This window comes from Planococcus halocryophilus, assembly GCF_022489025.1.
GTDB classification, from domain to species: Bacteria; Bacillota; Bacilli; order Bacillales_A; family Planococcaceae; genus Planococcus; species Planococcus halocryophilus_A.
The window spans coordinates 1-18,989 of record NZ_JAKVTG010000010.1; the positions used below are offsets into that span (position 1 = coordinate 1).

Genomic DNA, 18,989 nt, shown 5'->3' on the forward strand with positions numbered 1-18,989 from the left:
ATAATTAAAGATATAACGAAAAAGCTAGCCTATTCGGCTAGCTTTTTATGTTAAATTGAATAATCGGAAACGTGGGTGTTTTTAACTTTTCTATATAGTCGTTTTGCATCATTTAAACGGTTTCTCTTTCAATCAACTTAACGTATAGTTCTTCATGGTTAACAACTAGAGGGTGGATTGCTTGATGCAATAGATTGTTACCCATGTTGATTAAAGGCATGTCGAATGTGGTTAGTTTCATTATTTGCGCGATGGGTTGATTGTCAAAACCAAGTATTGCTAACTCGTCAGGCACTGCTATGTTTTTCTCCTTGCAACAAACCAATATACCAGCAGCTACTTGATCACTCGTTACGAGTAAAGCAGTAGGAGGATTAGACATAGCATTTAAGCTTCTAATTACTTCTTGACCATCTTCAAAATTCAAGCAGTCATAAAACCGATAATTAGGTTCAAACGGTTCATTAATTTTTTGAAGAAAATCATGATAAGCTTTTTCTCTAGAACTACTATTAGAACCCGTTCTTCGGGCAAGGCAATAACCAATTTTTCGGTGTCCTTTGTTGTAGAGATAGTTTAATGCTTGACTAAAACTTTTATAATGATCGATGAATGTGGAGGAGATATTCTTTCCGCGAGTATCCTCACAAAGAATAATTGGGCCGTAAACCATGTACTTATCAATTATTTTGAACCGAGAATTACGAGAACAAAAGATTAAAGCATCTATTTGTTTAAGCTTTAGCATTTCTAAAGCTTCACGTTCTCTTTGTTCCTCATAGTTTGTTTGAAAGAGAACTAACTTGTAATTATTTTTAACAGCTTCATTGGCTATTCCTTCCACCAATAAACCGAAATATGGGTGGTTTGCATAAGGAATAACAACACCAATAAGCTTTGTTTCACCTTTACTTAGATGAACAGCATTGATGTTTCGTTGGTAATTAGTTTCTTTAATAGCTTTTTCAACAGCAATTCTTTTCTCTTCGCTTACATACGGATGATTGTTTAAAACGCGAGAAACGGTCGTTACTGAAACCTTTGCCATTTTAGCAATTTCTTTAATATTGGCGATGTTGATCACTCCTGTGAAAATAGTGAAATTCTTTCTTGCTCTGAAACCCGTTTCATAATCTATGATTCAATTATCAGAGGAGGAGGGAAGGTATGTCCATATTTATAGGTATGATTAGTTTAGCAATAATCTGTGCTTTTGTCCTGATTTCCGCCAGTTTTTCGATAACAGAATACAATAAATCCCACACAGAAATGAATAAGGGAAGGGAATATGAGGATTGCTATTCTTATTTGTTTGAGGTGTATGCCCCAAGAAAAGAGCAGAAATAAACAAAACATATTATTTTTATTTAGAAAAAAAGCGCTATCCTAAAAGTCGTTAAGACTTCTTAGGATAGCGCTTTGTGCAAAATTAGTTAATTTTCTTTAATTCTTCTACGACTGTTGAAGGTTCTACACGATCTCTATAATCAGATTTTGTGTAGTCATATGCAATCGTTCCATCAGTACCAATAATATACGTCGCCGAAACAGGAAGTCTCCACGTATCTTCACCGTTATACTTATCAACATTCAAACCACTGCTTTTGTAAATGTCTACTAGGTATTCAGGTAATTGGTAAACCAAGTTAAATTGGTTGGCTACTTCGTTATTTTCATCACTCAATACGATGTATTCTAAGTCATGCTTTTCTTGAATAGACATCGATTGATCTGGTGTTTGTGGGCTTATGGCAATCAATTCAGCGTTTTGGCCGTGAATTTCACCGATTACTTGCTGATATGCACGCAGTTCCATATTGCAATATGGGCACCAGTTTCCACGATAGAATGTTAGAACTACAGGTCCTTGTTTTAACTGTTCATATAGTTCAACCGTTTCACCTGTAGCATTCGGTAAGTTAAAGTTTGGTGCTTTTTCGCCTGTTTTTAACCCTTTTCCTTGGTCAGAAGCTTCTAACTCGTCAATCGCATTTTGCATCTTCTCTTGCGCTTCAACTGGCTTGTTTTTCTTAAAGTTCTCGATATATTCCTGAATTTCTTCTCTCATGTGTGTTGTCATTAATAAAAACTCCTTTTCAATATAAAATAAGTTACTAAAATTGCATATGAAATTATAAGTGCATTTGCAAATTAGATGTGTTTTTGAGCGATAGCAAGAATTTCTTCCTTCGGCTGGAAGCCTACAGACTGTTCCATCAATTCGCCATCTTTAAAGAATAGAAGTGTAGGAATACTCATAACTCCAAATTTTTGTGCAGTTTCTTGATTTTCATCAATATCTACTTGGACAACGCTTATGTTATTTTGCTGATCTTCATTGATTTCTTCTAACGCAGGAGCGATCATTTTGCAGGGAGCACACCAAGCTGCACCAAGTTCTGCAATTACAAAACCTTCTTTCGTTTCTTCGACAAATGTTGAATCTGTAACGTCTTTAATAGACATAGTATCTCTCCTTTTTATTCGTTTCTAACCGTTTGAATAAATCAAGTGGTTAGAAACAAACTTTACGGTATGTTATGATGTAAGTCAATCATTCAGTCTTAAGGAGAATGTATTATGACATCAAACAATGAAAATTATTATTCATATGTAAGTGACTATTTATTTATCAACTTTTTAAATACAATCAATATCAAAAAAATAGCGGTAACAGACTTTCTAGAAGAAGAAAATGGAATAGAAGATTGGCTATCATTTATGAGGAATCACGGTATATTGAATCTGCAACAAGTAGAGCAACTGGAAAAGTCTTCGATTGATGTGAAGAAAATGAAAGATTTTCGTGACCAATGGAGAAATTACTTTGAGGAATCGGAAGAATTACAAAACGCAATTGAATCATTAGCTATGTATACGAAACAAACGCCTTTGTATTTTGATCTTTCACTAAAACCCATTCCAAGTAAAGGTGGCACAGAAGGACTTCTTGCCATGCTGTCGTTTGAAATGCTCCAAGCATCTCAAAGTGGCATCTTTAAAAAACTAAAAAAATGCGATAACTCCGTTTGCTATGCATTTTTTATAGACACAAGCGGCAAACGCAAATGGTGCTCGATGGAAGTTTGCGGGAATCGTGAAAAAGCGAGAAGACATTACGCTAAAAAACTAAGTTCATAAAGATAGAAAGAAGACAAAGCGCATTTCAAAGCGTTTTGTCTTTTTTTTCATTTAACCAAATTATATTTTTCTGAAAACTTTTCTGTTTACAAATGGACATGATAAGTATAAACTAAAGAAAAGTTTCCTTAGGGAAAAACATTTTAAAAAAGAAAGTAAATGGCGGAGGGGAAGTAAAATGGTTTCTGCAATTAAAATAAAAGATGTTCAAGTTTCTTATCATGGCCGTTCTGCAATAGAAGCCATTGACTTGACTCTTGAACAAGGTAAAGTTCTTGGCATAATTGGTCCGAACGGCGCAGGCAAATCAACATTATTAAAAGCGATATTAAATTTAGTTTCTATTGATAAAGGCGTCATCGAAATATTTGGTGAAGCATTAAAAGAAAACAGAAAACGAATTGCTTATGTGCCTCAACGAAATCAATACGATTGGGATTTCCCCATCCATGTTCTAGATGCTGTTTTGATCGGTACTTATCCAATCTTAGGAATATTTAAGCGACCAAAGAAAAAAGACAAAGAATGGGCTTACGAATGTTTGAAAAAAGTACGCATGGAAGAATTTGCTCATCGACAAATAGGGGAACTTTCCGGAGGGCAGCAACAGCGTGTTTTTCTTGCAAGAGCACTTGCGCAAAAAGCAGATATTTTCTTTTTGGATGAACCATTTGTCGGCATTGACGCGACAAGTGAAGAAATGATCGTCAAACTACTAAAAGATTTGAGAGACCAAGGCAAAACAGTAGTCGTGGTCCACCATGATTTAAGTAAAGCAAATGAATACTTTGATGAACTATTATTACTAAACAAACAAGTAATTGAGTATGGAAGTCCACAACAAGTGTTGATACCTGAGGTTATGCGGAAAGCCTATGAAAGCGAATTATCTTTTTTGTATGAAGTTGGGGTGAACTGATTATGGCTTTTATAGAAGGACTTATTGAATACGACTTTTTGCAAAAAGCTTTGCTTACCTCGATTATGGTAGGAATTATTTGTGGAGTCATCGGTTGTTTCATCATTTTAAGAGGAATGGCTTTAATGGGAGATGCGATTTCCCATGCGGTTTTACCAGGAGTGGCAATTTCTTATGCAATTGGCATCAATTTCTTCTTTGGTGCGGTGTTTACAGGTGTGTTAACCGCAATTGGGATCGGCTTTGTTAGTCAAAACAGTCGGATCAAACAAGATACGGCAATTGGTATTATGTTTTCTGCAGCATTTGCGTTAGGGGTAATCCTTATTACGGTTCTTGAAAGTAGTACCGATTTGTATCATATTTTGTTTGGTAATGTGTTAGCGGTAAGGCCATCAGATATGTGGATTACGCTTGGCATCGGGGTAATTGTTTTAGTTTCTGTTTTTACTTTTTACAAAGAACTTCTTGTAACGTCATTTGATGAGACGATGGCAGAAGTTTACGGTCTTCCAGTGAGATTGATTCATTACTTTTTAATGACACTTCTGACGATGGTGACAGTAGCTTCGCTTCAAACAGTCGGAATTATATTAGTAGTGGCAATGTTAATCACACCTGCTGCTACAGCATATTTACTGACGGATCGCCTATCAACGATGATTTTCATATCGGCAACTATTGGGGTGAGTGCAGCTGTAATCGGCTTGTACTTTAGTTTCACATACAACTTGGCGTCAGGTGCTACTATTGTGCTTGCTGCGACGACTCTGTTCTTTTTAGCCTTTGTTTTCTCGCCTAAGCAAGGAATTTTATGGCGGAAATTAAATGCCAGAAAACAAAGAACAGTAACTAATTAATTTTTTGAAAAGGGAGAGTACTTATGTTTAAAAAGAACAAAATTTTCATCATTAGTATCGTCCTGCTTTTTTTATTAGCAGGATGTTCTAGTAACGAAAGTGAAAATAGCGATACAAAGAATGACAAGTTACAAGTAGTTACAACTTACTCAATTCTTTATGACATTGTAAAAAATGTGGGAGGAGATCAAATTGACCTTCATAGTTTAGCGCCAATTGGCTCGAATCCACATGAATATGAAACATTACCATTAGATGTACAAAAAGCAACAGACGCAGATATCGTTTTTTATAATGGCTTAAATTTAGAGGCAGGTAACTCTTGGTTTGAAAAGTTGATGAATACTGCTGGGAAATCAGGAGATTCAGCACCAGTCTACAAGATGAGTGAAGGCGTAGAGGCAATGTATTTAACCACTGAAGGAAAAGAAGGCGAAGAAGATCCGCATGCTTGGTTAGATGTTCAAAATGGCATTAAATATGCAGAGAATGCAAGAGATGCACTTATCGAAGTAGACCCCGACCATAAAGAAGAGTATGAAAAAAATGCACAAGCTTATATTAGTGAGTTGGAAACACTTCATCAAAAAGCCATCGATCAATATAGCAAAATTCCAAAAGAAAAACGGATTTTTGTAACAAGTGAAGGGGCATTTAAATACTTCAGTAAAGCTTATGATTTCCAAGCGGAGTACATTTGGGAGATTAACCAAGAAAACCAAGGAACACCGTCACAAATTACGAGCGTGCTTGATTTGATCAATGAACAGCAAATTCAAGGTTTGTTTTTAGAAACAAGTATTGACCCGCGCAGCATGGAAATGGTGTCGAGAGAGACAGGTATGGACATTAAAGGAAAAGTCTTTACCGATTCGATTGGAAAACCAGGCGAAGATGGAGATACGTATATCAAAATGATGCAGTGGAATATAGATACGATTTATAAAGGTTTAACTGAGTAGTTTATTGGAAATAGATAAAAATTTTGGAACATATAGAAGTCGACTAAAGTCGGCTTCTTTTTTTATTCTATAATCTATCCAATTTTTGTTATACATAAAGTCAGTAGGGTATAGATAAAGACAAACTCTAAACACCGAGAAAAGCCACAGCTTGAGGAGGGATTTCGATTTCATTCGAATGGTTTAGCACTGTGAGTAATATTTTTGTTGTGGTCAATGTAATGCTGGCAATTTTTATTTTATTTTTTGAACGAAAAACGGCAACATCGGCATGGGCGTGGATTTTAATATTATTTTTCGTACCGATAGTTGGTTTCGTTTTATATTTGCTATTCGGTAAATCATTACGACCAAAACGGTTAAATAGTACAGCTGCCTATGACAATAAAAAATTTAAAGAAAATCGCACACGACAACTAAACGAAATAAAAGAAGGCAGTTTTCGTCCATATACAAAGAATGTAGAAAAGTGGTTAGATCTTATCCAAATGAATATGTCTAGAACGGATGCCCCATTATCGACAGCAACAGATATTCAAATCTTTAACGATGGCACCAAAAAATTTAATGCGTTGTTTGAAGATATTCATAAGGCAAAAGAACACGTTCACCTGCAATATTTCATCTTAAATAATGACGACTTAGGTCGTCGCCTCATTGGTTTGTTAACTGAAAAAGCAAAGCAAGGGGTTAATATCCGGTTCTTGTATGATGACCTAGGTTCCAAAAATCTCCCGAAAGATTTTTTTGATGAATTCCATGCAAGTGGGGGGATAGCAGTTCCTTTTTTACCGGCACTGATGTCGAGCATTAATCCTCGGCTGAATCACAGAAATCACCGTAAATTAGTCGTTGTGGATGGTTCGGTTGGTTATATCGGTGGGTTTAACGTTGGTGATGAATATTTAGGAAAGAAGGAACTCGGCTATTGGCGAGATACTCACCTCCGTCTAGAAGGAAGTATCATTTATTCACTTCAAAATCGTTTTTTTATTGACTGGAATCAAGCAACTGAGAAATTTCCGTTAAAGTTTGCTGAAAGCTTTTTCCCCAGTAAAGATGAAAATTCAGGTACGGCGATGCAAATGGTTGCAAGTGGACCTTTGAACACACATGAAGACATTAAAAACGGGTACTTGAAAATGATTTATCATGCTCGCAAAAGTATTTATCTACAAACACCGTATTTTATCCCAGATAAGTCGATTATGGATGCATTAAAAACAGCAGCATTAGGTGGAGTTGATGTTCAAATTATGATTCCACATCAAGCTGACCACATATTTGTTCATTCGGCTACACTATCATTCGCTCGTGAATTGCTACGAGATGGTGTCAAAGTGTATAGCTATAAAAATGGCTTTTTACATGCCAAAACACTCGTGGTTGATGGGCAATCCTATTCGGTAGGATCAGCTAATATGGACATTCGTAGTTTTAAATTGAATTTTGAAGTAAATGCTTTTGTATACGATGAGCAGTCAGCACGTGAAATGGAAGATTTATTTTTCCGAGATAAGGAACTTTCTGCCGAATTGACAGAAGAAACATTTAAGAATCAATCGTGGATGGAAAAAATTAAGCAAGATGTAGCACAGTTAGTATCACCAATTTTGTAAGATGATGTTGAACAATAAAGGGAGAGACTATTTTATGGTCTCTTCCTTTATTGTAGTTTAACTATTAAAAGGTAAACGACCAATCGTGTTAGAAAGTTCCATGAAAGTTTTAAATTTAGAAAGAACGTTTAACTGTAAAAGGGTATTGCTACTAAAAAGCGAACTATACAAGAATGGAGTCGGATTAAAAGCGCGAATAGAAAGAAGGTAAATTGATGAATTACGAAACCGTGATGCAAGAACTTGAAGCATTAGGAAAAGAACGGACGAAAAAGATTTATTTATCCAATGGTGCACGCGAACCATTATTTGGCGTAGCAACAGGTGCTATGAAGCCAATCGCGAAGAAAATAAAGATAGATCAAGAGTTAGCTGAACAATTGTATGCAACAGGTAACTACGATGCGATGTATTTTGCAGGCATTATTGCAGACCCAAAAGCTATGACCGCTGAAGACTTTGATCGCTGGATAGAGGGCGCGTATTTTTATATGCTATCGGATTTTGTCGTGGCGTTAACTTTATCAGAGTCTAATCTTGCACAAGAAGTAGCTGATCAATGGATAGTAAGCGGAGAAGAATTGAAAATGTCTGCAGGATGGAGCTGTTATTGTTGGCTACTAGGTAATCGTTCAGATGAGGAATTTTCCGAAAGTAAGATTTCTGCTATGCTCGATACCGTAGAAAAGAACATACACAGTACGCCGTCACGTACGAGCTCTTCGATGAATAATTTTTTATACACGGTCGGAATTTCTTTTCGGCCATTAAATGACAAGGCAGTCGAAGTTTCGAAAAGAGTCGGGATTGTAGAAATTAAACGGGACAATAAAAAAAATAGCCTGTTAAATGCTTATGAAAGCATTCAAACGGCTATGGAAAAAGGTAGATTGGGCTTTAAACGCAAATATGTCAGGTGCTAAAAAAGCTAACCCATTAATGGATTAGCTTTATTGATGAAACTAAGCTTTTTTTTCGCCTTTTTCAGAGATCTCCGTCATTAAAGCTGCAAGTAATTGTGCTTCTTGCTTTTCTTTTAATCTCAAATGAGCTTCTGTATAGCTAGGATTAATCGAGCCGCTTCCTAGCCCTTCATTAATCATTTGATCTATGGCATTAAAACGATCCAGAGCTGTTTGATGTTGTTCATTCATTTTGGCCCCTCCTTTTTAATGTTTTATATGCAAACAGAATGGAAATTTCACTCGTAAAACCACTTATCACCATTAACCAACTAAGCTATTCTCTATTCATTATATCATATTTTTATAATATTCTGATAAAAATAACAAGGTTCATTACGATTTTTTATAAACCTTTTTAGCGTGATGAAAACCAAAACATCACTAATTCTTCAATTTATCGTACTGACCGTGGTATAATAAAGAACTTAGGGCATAGATGGTTTGCTCTTTAGTGAACGGATGCCAAAAAGCCTCCGCTTACCGTTAGTATATGGAGGTGTAACAAAATGAACAAACGATGGACGATTAAAGAAATTAAAGCATTTGTCGAAAAAAATTCAGACAGCAAACTACTGTCGACAGAATATCACGGATTTTCTCAAAAGCTGCTATTTAAATGCGCTTGCGGGAATAACTTTGAAAAAACTTTCACAAAATTCAACACAAAAAACCAACGTAAATGTGACGTGTGCCAACCACCAAAACCGCCACGTGGCGAATAATGAACGATCAAAGCACTGATTTCTTTTTAGAAATCAGTGCTTTTTTATTTGAAGCATTAGTACCGATATAATAATAATGAGAACGGTCAATAAATTATGTATACCAAGTAAAAGAATAAATGGTAAAGTTTAATAAATATTAGTCTTACTTAGTAAATTAAAATATAGGAGATGGGCTATGAAACAAAAAGTAGTAGTAGCGATTGTAGTTGTTATCGTGTTAATTATTGGAGTGGTGGCTGCGATAGTCTTGCGTGACAAAGACGAAACTGTTGTCATGGAAAAGTATGTTGAAACAACCAATGCAGTTTACGACATATCAATTAATATGAATAAGGAAAATGACTTTCAAGTGCAGACAGCGATTGATGTGACAAACGATTCAACAGACCCTTGGTCGGATATTGGATTTTATTTAGTTCCAAATGCGATGAATGCTGAAGAGACAAAGTCTTATGAAGATGATAGAGCGCAAATCGAGGTTTCTTCCATAACAGTTGATGGAAAAGAAGTATCTTATACATTGGAGAATAATAAATTGCTAGTGGAACTGGAAACACAATTAGAATCTGGCTCTGTAGCAAGTGTAGTAGTTAACTATTCAATGACTTTGCCACAAAACGGTATGCGCTTGTCTCAAGTAGATGATAATTTTTACTTGGCTCATTGGTATCCTATGCTCGCACTATACCGAAATGGCTGGGATATTAACGATTATGATGCAAAAGGAGAGTCTTACAATACAGATTATGGGGACTTTACCGTGAGCTATGAGTTACCTAAAGATTATTTAGTTGCAAGTTCAGGAAATGATGGTCCAATAAAAGCAACATCGAGTGGCACGGTTAAAGGAGAAAACATCAAAGATTTTTATATGGCTATTATGGATCCTGATGAATGGGAGTTTGAAACTATTCAAGCTAATGAAACTCAGTTGAACGTGTTTACTCGGGCTACGCAAAATATATTAGAAGAAACCTCTTCACTCGCAGTTGACGCGTATCTCTATTTTGAAGTGGAAATTGGCGATAATCCATTTACAGAGCTTGATATTATTGCAAACGATGGCTATATGGAATATCCGAATATTATTGAAGTGGCTGCAGATGGGGAATCTCAAGAAATGGTTCTCGTACATGAAGTGGCTCATCAATGGTTTTATTATTTAGTAACGAACGATCCGTATTATGAATCCTGGTTAGATGAAGGGTTGACAGAATTTAGTAGTTCGCTGTTTATTAGCGCTTATTACGACGATGATGAATATGGATTTTGGGGTGCTTCTACAGCGGAACAATATTCCCGTCCAGAAAAATATGTGAATTTGCCGCTTTCCGAGTTTTCTGACGAATCTTATTATTCCACAATCTATGGCAAAGTTCCGATGGTGTTAAAAGAATATTTTGATGAGAATGGTGGTAGAGATAGAGCGCTTTTGTTCTTGTCCGCTTATTACAACGAATTCCAATTCAAACAAGTAAATACGCAAGAGTTTAAGACGTTTTTTGAAGAGTATTTTGAAGGCGACCAAAGTAAGTTTTTGGATAGTTGGTTGAAGTAACATCGTGATTGTTAGGAAGAGGCTGGATTTGCAGCTTCTTTTTTTTATGGATTTTGTTGTCGGGAAAATTTTAAAGGATTTATTTGGGAAATGGAGAATAGTACCATATGGCTTTTGACTCTAATTCGACAGGAGCGATAAACTGTGAATAAAATATTAATGGCATTATATGGGGTGTCCGCCATTTTAACACTCGCTGTTTTTTACTGGCTGAATTATCTTACTGCTCCGGTAGCTAATGATGATTACCGAGGTGGGAATGGCAACCCCGCTTTGTTTTTTCCTGTAGTTCTTATGCCTTTTATATTTTATTTCCTTTATGGAACTATAGAGTTGTCGATGCGGTTGGCAGAGAAGTGGCTAAGTCGAAAAAAGACGATTTTTGTAATTTCGTTAAGTTTAATTTATGTAGTAGGTACAGCTTTATGGACCATTCGTGCAGCTGATCGCTTTCGAACTTATATAGTGGATACGAAAGATGCATATAGCGATCCAACAGAATTCGCATTGCTAAACGTATTTTCAAATCATTTATTCTTTAATCCATTGACATTTTTTGGAGTCGTCGTGATTTGTTTTGTGGTGGGAGCGGGATGGAGTTTGAGGAGAAAGGCGAGATTGTAGAACTTTTGAGGATAGACGCTTTTTGTGAAAAAATTACTGGTTTTGCAAACAAACTCGAAGTTTCCGCAAACAAACTCTTGTTTCGCGCAAATAAATGGAGCGCTCCCGCAAACAAACCAGACCAATGCGCAAACAAAGCCTCGTATCCCGCAAAAAAATGCAGGAACTAGCATTTCGAAAGGAGTATTCAAATGAATAAAGCTAGAAAATCTTGGATTGGAGCGGCTGGAGTTGTCGTGTCGCATAACAAAGTCTTGATGGTTAAAGAAAAAGCGACAAAAAGATGGAGTGTGCCGTCTGGAGAAATTGAAAGTGGAGAAACCGCGGAACAAGCGTGTAGAAGAGAAGTAAAAGAAGAGACAGGGTTTAGTGTGTCAGTGGAAAAAGCTGTCCACACAAAAAACATGGATATCGAAAACTACAATGTAACGACCTATTATTTTCAATGCGCAATTAGTGCTGGAGAAATAATGTGCGCAGACCCAGATGAAGAAATTGAAGAAATCGCTTGGCAAAACTACGACGATCTCTTATCAATTGAACATGATTATCCGGAAGACTTGAAATTGCTACTGACTTTCATTTCTGCACCAAATTATATACAAGAGGTGAACAAGCATGTCTTATGAAACAAATTGTCCATTTTGCAATCCGACTAAAGATCACAATCAAAAAATCGTAGTTGAAAATAAAACCTGTTATTTTCTCCAACACGAAGAGCAACAAGACGTGCTAGAAGGCAGTGGAGTGATCGTGCCGAAGCAGCATCGTGCAACAACTTTTGATTTAACAATAGAAGAATGGAAAGATACATATGAGTTGTTGCAAGAAGCGAAAGATTACTTAGATCAAATCTATTCTCCAGATGGCTATACACTTGGGTGGAATGTGGGCGAGGCTTCGAACCAGTCGATTCAGCATAGCCACCTTCATGTAATTCCGCGCTATCATGATGAACCTTTAGCAGGTAAGGGACTTCGTCATTGGCTAAAGCAACCAGAGAACAAAAGGGTAAGAAAATAAGAGCGCTTTTATCTTTTGTAAAAAAATAGGAGATAGCGCAAACAAACGACAATATAGCGCAAACAACGCTGTGAATGCCGCAAACAATAAAGCGTATTGCGCAAATAAATCCAGACATCCCGCAAATAAACTCAACTATCTTTTACCAAAATCCATTAATTCTACATAAAAGAGATGTAAACCTACGAAAGTTTGGAGCCTAAGGGAGGATCTAGCTTGATACAAACGTTGAAAGATTGGAAAGTGCCAGCAATTTTGCTGGGGTCTTTAGGAATCGCGAGTATTGGAGACTTTATCTATCTCGTAGCAATCAACATCATCGTCTACCAAATGACAGGATCCGCCGCTGCGGTTGCAGGGTTATGGGTGATTAGTCCATTGACCAATATCGTCACAAAATTTTGGACAGGAAGTTTTATCGATTACCGAAGTAAGAAGAAAATCGTAATGGTGTCGTATGTATTACGGGCAGTTTTTATTGCATTGATTCCTTTTGCTTCTAGTCTTTTTGCGGTTTATACAATTCTTGTCTTGCTCAGTATTGCTAAGGCGTTTTTTGGACCAGCCTCAATGACTTATGTCACGATGCTAGTTCCACCAGCAAAGCGGAAGCGATTTAATTCGCTACGTTCATTTACATCATCTGGCGCTTTTATTATCGGACCCGCAATTGGCGGATTGCTTATTTTTCTGACAAATATAACAGTTACGTTGTGGTTGAATGCGGCGTTTTTCTTGATTGCAGCATTTTTGTTATCTTTATTGCCTGAAACTGAAAAAATTGTGCAGGAAGAAATCCCTGCACTAACTTTTTCGCAAGTGGTCAAAGATTTTAACGTTGTGTTGGATTTTATGGCAGACAAAAAGTATGTGTCTGCCATCTATTTAAGCTATTTGGCAGTCATGCTGTTTTCATTTGCGATGGATGTTCAGGAAGTGGTTTTTACTCAACAAGTAATTGGCTTGAGTAGAGTGGAATATAGCTTACTCATCAGTATTACTGGAATCGGTTCGGTGAGTGGCGCGTTATTTCTGACATTCATTTCGAATAAAATCTCGATCCGCTTGATGATTATAATTGGCATGTTAATGATGTCAGGGGGATACGTTATTTACGCATTTTCTTGGTCGTTCGTATCGATTACGGTTGGCTTTATCGTACTCGGTTTTTTTAATGTCTTTTTAAATGCAGGCATTGCAACGTTTTACCAAAACAATATTCCAGTTTCGGTAATGGGCAGAGTGACAAGCGTTTTTCAATTGTTTCAAAGTGTTTTTCAAATCATTTTCATCTTGGCAATGGGCTTTCTCGCAGACATTATTTCTTTGAAATTAACAATTGCATCACTCGCTATAATTATGTCAATCGCTGCAATTGTTTATTCATTTGCCGTTTGGCATCCGAAATATTCGAGGTGGTATAAGGAAGACACCGAAGATCTGAAAAAAGCTCGTATGATTTAAAAATAAAAACAGGATCTGCCTACTAGCAGATTTGAATGAGGAAAAGATATTATGTCTCAAAAAAAGGTGGAAGTAGAAGATGAAAATAGAAACTAAGCGCTTGACGTTAATGCCTTGTGACAGTAGTTCAATTGAAATGATGAAAAAACAAGGTTACGACAATGGACCTCAATCTCTTAATCATATAAAAGAGCTATCGAAAGACCCAACTTTATATGGGTGGGGAAGTTGGTTGGTCGTTCGGAATTCAGATGGCATGATTATTGGAGATGCTGGATTTAAAGGAGCGCCGAATTCTAAAAAGGAAGTGGAAGTCGGTTATGGTTTTCTAGAATCTTGCTGGCATATGGGCTATGCGACCGAATCTGTCGAAAGCCTTGTAAAGTGGGCACTTGATTTGGTGGTAGTAGAGAAAGTGGTTGCAGAAACAAGATTAGAAAATATCGGATCAATTCGGGTTCTGCAAAAAGTGGGGATGGAGCAAGTTGAGGGAAAAAGCGATATGTTTTATTGGGAATTGACGAAGCAAAAGCACCAATTCCAATCAAAGAAGTAAAACTGATAAATAATATTATAGCTGCGTAACAGCTTTGAACAATAGACTGTTCCAAAAACCGTATTTCTCTTGAAACACGGTTTTTGTTTTGAAAGACTATAGCATTTCTAGAACTTCATCAATATTTGTCCATTCATAAGTCAGTTCATTAACTATTATTTCGCCAAATTGGAGTTGCACGGTATCAATCAACTGTGCTCCGTAATACTCGTAGAAAAATCGTGTTTTATTATATTCAAGAACTTCGACAAAAACTTTTTAATAACTTAGTTTTTTAAATTGAAGAAATAATGCTTTCATCAGCAGTTTGCCAATGCCTTGACTGTGATATTCATCGAGCAAATAGATAGAAGTTAAATCCCCAGAGTTAGCTATCGTATTCGTATCTCTTTTCGAAGCCGTACCAAATCCGGTGATGTGGCCTTCGTCAGTTTCTGAAACAACGATGTAATTGGTCTTGTCGGCAATGTTGTTTTCCCATAGAGTTGTTCGTTTCTCATAGGACAAACTCGTTAAAAATGTACTAGGCAGAATCTCTTTATACGTAGTTCTCCAACTATCGACGTGGACTTTCGCAATTCCCGGTGCATCTTGTTCAATCGCTTTTCTGATTTTCATAACTTCACTCCTGTCTAAAGAAAAGAATAGCATAAATACTGGGAATCAGTCGATTTGCAAACAACCTGGTGTTTTCTGCAAACAAACAATGACTTAGCGCAAACAAATAGAGCGAACCTGCAAACAACCACGCTTATCCAGCAAACAAACTTCAACTTCCCGCAAACAAACAAGAATCCTTCACCCAACAATCATTAAAAACACAAAACCCCCAGCAAGAAAGCAAGAAAGCAGCTTCTTACGTGGGGTTTTTTAACAAAATTAAACCGATTTAGGTTCTGAAAACGCTGGGCGTTTCCACAAATACGTCAACGCTATTCCCGCGCCTAAAACGACAGTTGCGAAGTAGAAGGGATAGTTTAAATCGATGTCGAACAAGATTCCACCAACAATCGGACCGAAAATATTCCCGAGACTTGTGAACATCGAGTTCATCCCACCTGCAATACGTGATAAATACGTCGTAACCGCTGGTCGCATTAAATCAAATCCGACAAAGACTAGCATCGTCACAAGAAGAATCGACCAGTAACTCGAAACAAAAGTCATGATAAACACAAGACTTGTGGAAACGAGCAAACTATAACGGATCAGGCGAATTTCCCCAAACCAACGTGTTAGTTTATCAAACAATCCGACTTGGAAAATTACTCCGACAATAGCACCGAGTGAAATAATGACGGCAATGTCTTTTGCGGTAAAGCCGAATTTATGATCTACAAATAGCGCAAACAATGACTCGAAAGCGGCAAGTCCGAAAGAAGAAATAAAGATCACCATAAACGCAATCGAATACATAGGTGAGAATACTCGCTTGAAACCAGCTTTTGGAATAGGTTGGTATTTTTCTTCCACTTCATAACTACGATCAGGTTCTGTTAACGTAATAAGCGATAAAATTGTCGCGAACAAACCAAAGCCAGCTGCAAAAAAGAACGGAAGACGCGTGCTAATGTCCGCTAAAAATCCGCCGATTCCGGGACCGATAATAAAGCCGGTTGAAATAGCGGCAGACATATACCCTAATGCTTTTGGACGCGTGCTACTCGTTGTAATGTCAGCAATATAAGCTGTAACTGCCGGCATGATAAATGCAGCACTAATACCGCCGAGAATTCGTGAAGCAAACAGCACTTCGACAGTTTGTCCAATACCGAATAAAAACTCAGAAATACTAAAAATGAGCAGTCCAATAATAATCATCGGTTTACGTCCAATATTGTCTACCCAACGTCCGGCAATGGGGGAAACGATGAGTTGAGCTAATGCAAAAGCGGAAACCATATAACCGACAACAGTTCCCGAAATATTTAACTCGTTCATGATGGTCGGGGTAACAGGAATAACGAGACCAATTCCTAGAAATGCGATAAATAGATTAAGCAATAGTGTTGATAGGACGAGTTTATTTGATTTCATGTAATGATCTCCTTATATTCATCGTGCCTGATGAATCGGTCTAACAGTTCTTATTTGTCACTTAGTCAAGCCGCGCCAAAAGATTGGCCAAACAGCATGGAGGCGTTTGTTGTATCTTTCAACACCGGTATAGACGAGCTCGGTCATCGTTCCTTCAGTCACTGTCAAATACGCTAAAGCCATATCTGAAAAATCATCCGAATATAATACTTTTTCATGGCGGTGACGCTCTCGCAACAACCGTGTTAAATGTAAATGCATGTTATCGAAAAAGGGATTAAATAAATTCCCAACTTCTTTTTCTAGTTTAAGGGGTGGAAAATAAGCAGCGCGTAAAATGAATTTCATGCGTTCATTGTCTTGGCTTTCTTTAGCAAACCATTCAAAATAACCGAAAAGAAGAGGCTCTAACGGTTCGTTTTTCATCGAATAAAAATAACTAGCGATTTGAGCTTTTTGTGTGTCGAGAGAATAGTGAAGCGCAGAAATAAATAAGTCATCTTTTCCTTTGTAATGTGCATATATCGATGGTTTTTTTATACCAACTTCTTCAGCGATTTTACTGAGAGAAGCGCCTGCATAGCCTTCTTTTGCGAAATGGCTTACTGCAGTTTGTAAAATCAGATTAGCTTTCATGTCATCTACCTTCCTAACGGTCGTTAGGAAATAATCTCATAGATGAAAAACAAAGTCAATAAAATAGTAAAAGACGTCTATTCATAACCCTGAAGGGGAATGAATGACGCCTCTAATTCGCAGTATTAAGTTAAAGGATTATCTGCCACCGAGTATATCGAATAGACCACCCGCGGCACTACCTTCACCTTTTGAGCGTCCAGTAGGGTTTTGTGGAGCTGCCGCAAAGACACGACTCGCTAAACGACTAAATGGCATAGATTGTATCCACACGCTACCAGGACCGCGCAATGTGGCGAAAAATAAGCCTTCACCGCCAAATAATGCCGTTTTAATGCCAGGCACAGCTTCAATGTTGTAGTCTACGTCACCAGTCATAGCGACTAAGCAACCTGTATCAACGCGAATCACTTCACCTTTTTGAAGATTCTTACGGTAAATCGTACCGCCGGCATGGACAAATGCCAAACCATCGCCTTCTAGTTTTTGCATGATAAAGCCTTCGCCACCAAAAAAGCCGGCGCCGATTTTACGTTGAAACTCAATACCGATTGAAACACCTTTAGCTGCGGCTAAAAATGCGTCTTTTTGACATATGATTTTGCCGTTTAAGGTACTTAAATCCATAGGAATAATTTTACCAGGATAAGGAGCAGCAAACGAAACATGACGTTTGCCAGTGCCATTGTTTGTGAAAGTGGTCATGAACAAACTCTCGCCGGTAATAATACGTTTACCTGCGCCCATCAATTTGCCCATTAAGCCACTGCCGCCTGAACTTTGAGAACCGTCACCAAAAATTGTCTCCATGGCAATGCCGTCTTCCATCATCATTAATGCGCCGGCCTCTGCAATGACCGTTTCTGAAGGATCCAGTTCTACTTCGACAAACTGCATATCGTCACCATGCAACTTGTAGTCTATTTCATGATTGTTCATTTTTACTCCTCCTTTTTTCTCATAGAATTTATGTTATATAATAAATACGTCTTGAACGATAGAAAGTTTCAAAAATATACTATAGGAAAAAATACGGATAGGAGATGGGTTAGATGAATGCAGAAGAGTGGATTACACGATTGGACATGACTGCGCATCCCGAAGGTGGCTATTATAAGCAATCGTTTGTATCAGATGAAAAAATTACAACAACTAATCATCCGCAAGAGCGCAACTTGTACACGAGCATTTACTTTTTACTACAGTCACATGATATTTCGCATTTTCATCGATTAAAATCAGATGAACTTTGGTATTTTCATGCAGGCGAAGCTGTTACCGTGCATATAATCGATGCAAAAGGAAATTACCGTGCAGAAAAACTAGGTCTGGATATTGCTGCAGGGGAACGACCGCAAGTACTAGTAGAAAAAGGCAGCATATTTGGATCGACAATAGAAGCTAAAGAGGCATTTTCATTAGTTGGCTGTATGGTTTCACCGGGCTTTGATTTTGCTGATTTTGAATTGCTGTTGCAATCAGATTTACTGGAACATTTCCCTGAACACGAAGAAATCATTAAGAAGATGGCCTACAAAAAAATTCCGGGTACTCTATCGGATGTATAGGAAAAATGCTAGACTTACAATAGACAAAGCAAAAGGGTGAGGGTAAAAAATGGGGAGTCTTTTATTGATGTTGATCATTGCTGTGGCAATTTTTGTCGGCATTGCATCTAAAAAGTTTTACAACAAACCGTATATTGTGAATTTTGGCATCGCTGTCATGATGGCGTTACTCGTTATTCAAACATTTATGATGACGCCAATTGGCATACTTGGATATGCCGCAATCATTATTTGTTCGATTGCATTTATATTTCAACTCGTTATGGGCTTCAGAAATTTAAAAACAGTAACACAATAAATAAGAAAAGGCTTTTGATCTTAGATCAGAAGCC

General features: G+C 37.3%; 23 protein-coding genes. 15 read left to right on the top strand and 8 right to left on the bottom strand.

Going from position 1 to position 18,989, the window contains the following annotated elements; genetic code table 11:
• Window positions 1–112 precede the first annotated feature (112 nt).
• The 3 genes from MLE13_RS11800 to trxA all read right to left on the bottom strand — a co-directional run bounded on the left by MLE13_RS11800 (window position 113) and on the right by trxA (window position 2,466).
• Complete coding sequence (locus MLE13_RS11800) at window positions 113–1,075, bottom strand: LacI family DNA-binding transcriptional regulator (RefSeq protein ID WP_240750003.1); 963 nt, start codon at window positions 1,073–1,075, stop codon at window positions 113–115.
• A gap of 354 nt (window positions 1,076–1,429) precedes the next feature.
• Entirely contained in the window at window positions 1,430–2,080 is a 651-nt protein-coding gene (locus MLE13_RS11805; protein WP_240749888.1) for a peroxiredoxin-like family protein, read from the bottom strand.
• 71 nt (window positions 2,081–2,151) lie between these two features.
• Window positions 2,152–2,466 carry a thioredoxin gene (trxA, locus tag MLE13_RS11810; protein ID WP_240749889.1) on the bottom strand — a complete coding sequence of 105 codons (315 nt, stop codon included), beginning with the start codon at window positions 2,464–2,466 and terminating at the stop codon, window positions 2,152–2,154.
• Between the two features lie 114 nt (window positions 2,467–2,580).
• On the opposite strand from trxA, the gene MLE13_RS11815 reads away from it, so the two are divergent.
• The 6 genes from MLE13_RS11815 to MLE13_RS11840 all read left to right on the top strand — a co-directional run bounded on the left by MLE13_RS11815 (window position 2,581) and on the right by MLE13_RS11840 (window position 8,424).
• A complete protein-coding gene (locus MLE13_RS11815) occupies window positions 2,581–3,141 on the top strand; it encodes a CGNR zinc finger domain-containing protein (RefSeq protein ID WP_240749890.1) in 561 nt (186 codons plus the stop codon).
• Window positions 3,142–3,319: 178 nt separating this feature from the next.
• A complete protein-coding gene (locus MLE13_RS11820) occupies window positions 3,320–4,060 on the top strand; it encodes a metal ABC transporter ATP-binding protein (RefSeq protein WP_240749891.1) in 741 nt (246 codons plus the stop codon).
• 2 nt (window positions 4,061–4,062) lie between these two features.
• On the top strand, window positions 4,063–4,920 hold the full coding sequence (locus tag MLE13_RS11825; RefSeq protein ID WP_240749892.1) for a metal ABC transporter permease: 858 nt from the start codon (window positions 4,063–4,065) through the stop codon (window positions 4,918–4,920).
• 23 nt (window positions 4,921–4,943) lie between these two features.
• Window positions 4,944–5,882, top strand: a complete 939-nt coding sequence (locus MLE13_RS11830) for a metal ABC transporter substrate-binding protein (RefSeq protein WP_240749893.1) — start codon at window positions 4,944–4,946, stop codon at window positions 5,880–5,882.
• 191 nt (window positions 5,883–6,073) lie between these two features.
• Complete coding sequence (gene cls / locus MLE13_RS11835; protein WP_346429165.1) at window positions 6,074–7,501, top strand: cardiolipin synthase; 1,428 nt, start codon at window positions 6,074–6,076, stop codon at window positions 7,499–7,501.
• A gap of 215 nt (window positions 7,502–7,716) precedes the next feature.
• Window positions 7,717–8,424, top strand: a complete 708-nt coding sequence (locus MLE13_RS11840) for a DNA alkylation repair protein (RefSeq protein WP_240749895.1) — start codon at window positions 7,717–7,719, stop codon at window positions 8,422–8,424.
• A gap of 39 nt (window positions 8,425–8,463) precedes the next feature.
• Here the strand turns inward: MLE13_RS11840 and MLE13_RS11845 are convergent, their stop codons facing one another.
• Window positions 8,464–8,655 carry a hypothetical protein gene (locus MLE13_RS11845; protein ID WP_240749896.1) on the bottom strand — a complete coding sequence of 64 codons (192 nt, stop codon included), beginning with the start codon at window positions 8,653–8,655 and terminating at the stop codon, window positions 8,464–8,466.
• Window positions 8,656–8,972: 317 nt separating this feature from the next.
• On the opposite strand from MLE13_RS11845, the gene MLE13_RS11850 reads away from it, so the two are divergent.
• The 7 genes from MLE13_RS11850 (at window position 8,973) to MLE13_RS11880 (ending at window position 14,416) form a co-directional block, all read left to right on the top strand.
• On the top strand, window positions 8,973–9,188 hold the full coding sequence (locus tag MLE13_RS11850) for a hypothetical protein (protein WP_008499172.1): 216 nt from the start codon (window positions 8,973–8,975) through the stop codon (window positions 9,186–9,188).
• 178 nt (window positions 9,189–9,366) lie between these two features.
• Window positions 9,367–10,749, top strand: coding sequence for a M1 family metallopeptidase (locus MLE13_RS11855; protein ID WP_240749897.1), 1,383 nt, complete (start codon window positions 9,367–9,369; stop codon window positions 10,747–10,749).
• 144 nt (window positions 10,750–10,893) lie between these two features.
• Complete coding sequence (locus MLE13_RS11860; RefSeq protein WP_240749898.1) at window positions 10,894–11,373, top strand: hypothetical protein; 480 nt, start codon at window positions 10,894–10,896, stop codon at window positions 11,371–11,373.
• Window positions 11,374–11,564: 191 nt separating this feature from the next.
• A complete protein-coding gene (locus MLE13_RS11865) occupies window positions 11,565–12,002 on the top strand; it encodes an NUDIX hydrolase (RefSeq protein ID WP_240749899.1) in 438 nt (145 codons plus the stop codon).
• Window positions 11,992–12,396, top strand: coding sequence for an HIT family protein (locus MLE13_RS11870; protein ID WP_240749900.1), 405 nt, complete (start codon window positions 11,992–11,994; stop codon window positions 12,394–12,396). The genes MLE13_RS11865 and MLE13_RS11870 overlap by 11 nt, the downstream gene beginning before the upstream one ends.
• Window positions 12,397–12,612: 216 nt before the next feature.
• Window positions 12,613–13,860, top strand: a complete 1,248-nt coding sequence (locus MLE13_RS11875) for an MFS transporter (protein ID WP_240749901.1) — start codon at window positions 12,613–12,615, stop codon at window positions 13,858–13,860.
• Between the two features lie 79 nt (window positions 13,861–13,939).
• A complete protein-coding gene (locus MLE13_RS11880; RefSeq protein WP_240749902.1) occupies window positions 13,940–14,416 on the top strand; it encodes a GNAT family N-acetyltransferase in 477 nt (158 codons plus the stop codon).
• 258 nt (window positions 14,417–14,674) lie between these two features.
• Here MLE13_RS11880 and MLE13_RS11885 read toward each other — a convergent pair whose 3' ends face one another.
• The 4 genes from MLE13_RS11885 to MLE13_RS11900 form a co-directional block, all read right to left on the bottom strand.
• Window positions 14,675–15,034, bottom strand: coding sequence for a GNAT family N-acetyltransferase (locus MLE13_RS11885; protein ID WP_346429166.1), 360 nt, complete (start codon window positions 15,032–15,034; stop codon window positions 14,675–14,677).
• 261 nt (window positions 15,035–15,295) lie between these two features.
• Window positions 15,296–16,453, bottom strand: a complete 1,158-nt coding sequence (locus MLE13_RS11890; RefSeq protein WP_240749903.1) for an MFS transporter — start codon at window positions 16,451–16,453, stop codon at window positions 15,296–15,298.
• Between the two features lie 57 nt (window positions 16,454–16,510).
• Window positions 16,511–17,089, bottom strand: a complete 579-nt coding sequence (locus MLE13_RS11895; RefSeq protein WP_240749904.1) for a TetR/AcrR family transcriptional regulator — start codon at window positions 17,087–17,089, stop codon at window positions 16,511–16,513.
• A gap of 138 nt (window positions 17,090–17,227) precedes the next feature.
• The gene (locus MLE13_RS11900; protein ID WP_240749905.1) at window positions 17,228–18,028 is read right to left on the bottom strand and encodes a TIGR00266 family protein; all 801 of its coding nucleotides are present in this window, start codon (window positions 18,026–18,028) and stop codon (window positions 17,228–17,230) included.
• A gap of 113 nt (window positions 18,029–18,141) precedes the next feature.
• On the opposite strand from MLE13_RS11900, the gene MLE13_RS11905 reads away from it, so the two are divergent.
• Together MLE13_RS11905 and MLE13_RS11910 are read left to right on the top strand one after the other, a co-directional pair.
• Complete coding sequence (locus MLE13_RS11905) at window positions 18,142–18,657, top strand: cupin domain-containing protein (protein ID WP_240749906.1); 516 nt, start codon at window positions 18,142–18,144, stop codon at window positions 18,655–18,657.
• A gap of 49 nt (window positions 18,658–18,706) precedes the next feature.
• Window positions 18,707–18,955: a hypothetical protein gene (locus tag MLE13_RS11910; RefSeq protein ID WP_240749907.1), complete on the top strand. Its 249-nt coding sequence runs from the start codon at window positions 18,707–18,709 to the stop codon at window positions 18,953–18,955.
• Window positions 18,956–18,989: the final 34 nt, after the last annotated feature.

What these genes read in the sequence shown, in the direction of transcription:
- MLE13_RS11805 (WP_240749888.1), bottom strand. Translation starts at nt 2,080, where the DNA reads ATGACAACACACATGAGAGAAGAAATTCAGGAATATATCGAGAACTTT.
- trxA (WP_240749889.1), bottom strand. Translation starts at nt 2,466, where the DNA reads ATGTCTATTAAAGACGTTACAGATTCAACATTTGTCGAAGAAACGAAA.
- MLE13_RS11815 (WP_240749890.1), top strand. Translation starts at nt 2,581, where the DNA reads ATGACATCAAACAATGAAAATTATTATTCATATGTAAGTGACTATTTA.
- MLE13_RS11820 (WP_240749891.1), top strand. Translation starts at nt 3,320, where the DNA reads ATGGTTTCTGCAATTAAAATAAAAGATGTTCAAGTTTCTTATCATGGC.
- MLE13_RS11825 (WP_240749892.1), top strand. Translation starts at nt 4,063, where the DNA reads ATGGCTTTTATAGAAGGACTTATTGAATACGACTTTTTGCAAAAAGCT.
- MLE13_RS11830 (WP_240749893.1), top strand. Translation starts at nt 4,944, where the DNA reads ATGTTTAAAAAGAACAAAATTTTCATCATTAGTATCGTCCTGCTTTTT.
- MLE13_RS11840 (WP_240749895.1), top strand. Translation starts at nt 7,717, where the DNA reads ATGAATTACGAAACCGTGATGCAAGAACTTGAAGCATTAGGAAAAGAA.
- MLE13_RS11845 (WP_240749896.1), bottom strand. Translation starts at nt 8,655, where the DNA reads ATGAATGAACAACATCAAACAGCTCTGGATCGTTTTAATGCCATAGAT.
- MLE13_RS11850 (WP_008499172.1), top strand. Translation starts at nt 8,973, where the DNA reads ATGAACAAACGATGGACGATTAAAGAAATTAAAGCATTTGTCGAAAAA.
- MLE13_RS11855 (WP_240749897.1), top strand. Translation starts at nt 9,367, where the DNA reads ATGAAACAAAAAGTAGTAGTAGCGATTGTAGTTGTTATCGTGTTAATT.
- MLE13_RS11865 (WP_240749899.1), top strand. Translation starts at nt 11,565, where the DNA reads ATGAATAAAGCTAGAAAATCTTGGATTGGAGCGGCTGGAGTTGTCGTG.
- MLE13_RS11870 (WP_240749900.1), top strand. Translation starts at nt 11,992, where the DNA reads ATGTCTTATGAAACAAATTGTCCATTTTGCAATCCGACTAAAGATCAC.
- MLE13_RS11880 (WP_240749902.1), top strand. Translation starts at nt 13,940, where the DNA reads ATGAAAATAGAAACTAAGCGCTTGACGTTAATGCCTTGTGACAGTAGT.
- MLE13_RS11885 (WP_346429166.1), bottom strand. Translation starts at nt 15,034, where the DNA reads ATGAAAATCAGAAAAGCGATTGAACAAGATGCACCGGGAATTGCGAAA.
- MLE13_RS11890 (WP_240749903.1), bottom strand. Translation starts at nt 16,453, where the DNA reads ATGAAATCAAATAAACTCGTCCTATCAACACTATTGCTTAATCTATTT.
- MLE13_RS11895 (WP_240749904.1), bottom strand. Translation starts at nt 17,089, where the DNA reads ATGAAAGCTAATCTGATTTTACAAACTGCAGTAAGCCATTTCGCAAAA.
- MLE13_RS11900 (WP_240749905.1), bottom strand. Translation starts at nt 18,028, where the DNA reads ATGAACAATCATGAAATAGACTACAAGTTGCATGGTGACGATATGCAG.
- MLE13_RS11905 (WP_240749906.1), top strand. Translation starts at nt 18,142, where the DNA reads ATGAATGCAGAAGAGTGGATTACACGATTGGACATGACTGCGCATCCC.
- MLE13_RS11910 (WP_240749907.1), top strand. Translation starts at nt 18,707, where the DNA reads ATGGGGAGTCTTTTATTGATGTTGATCATTGCTGTGGCAATTTTTGTC.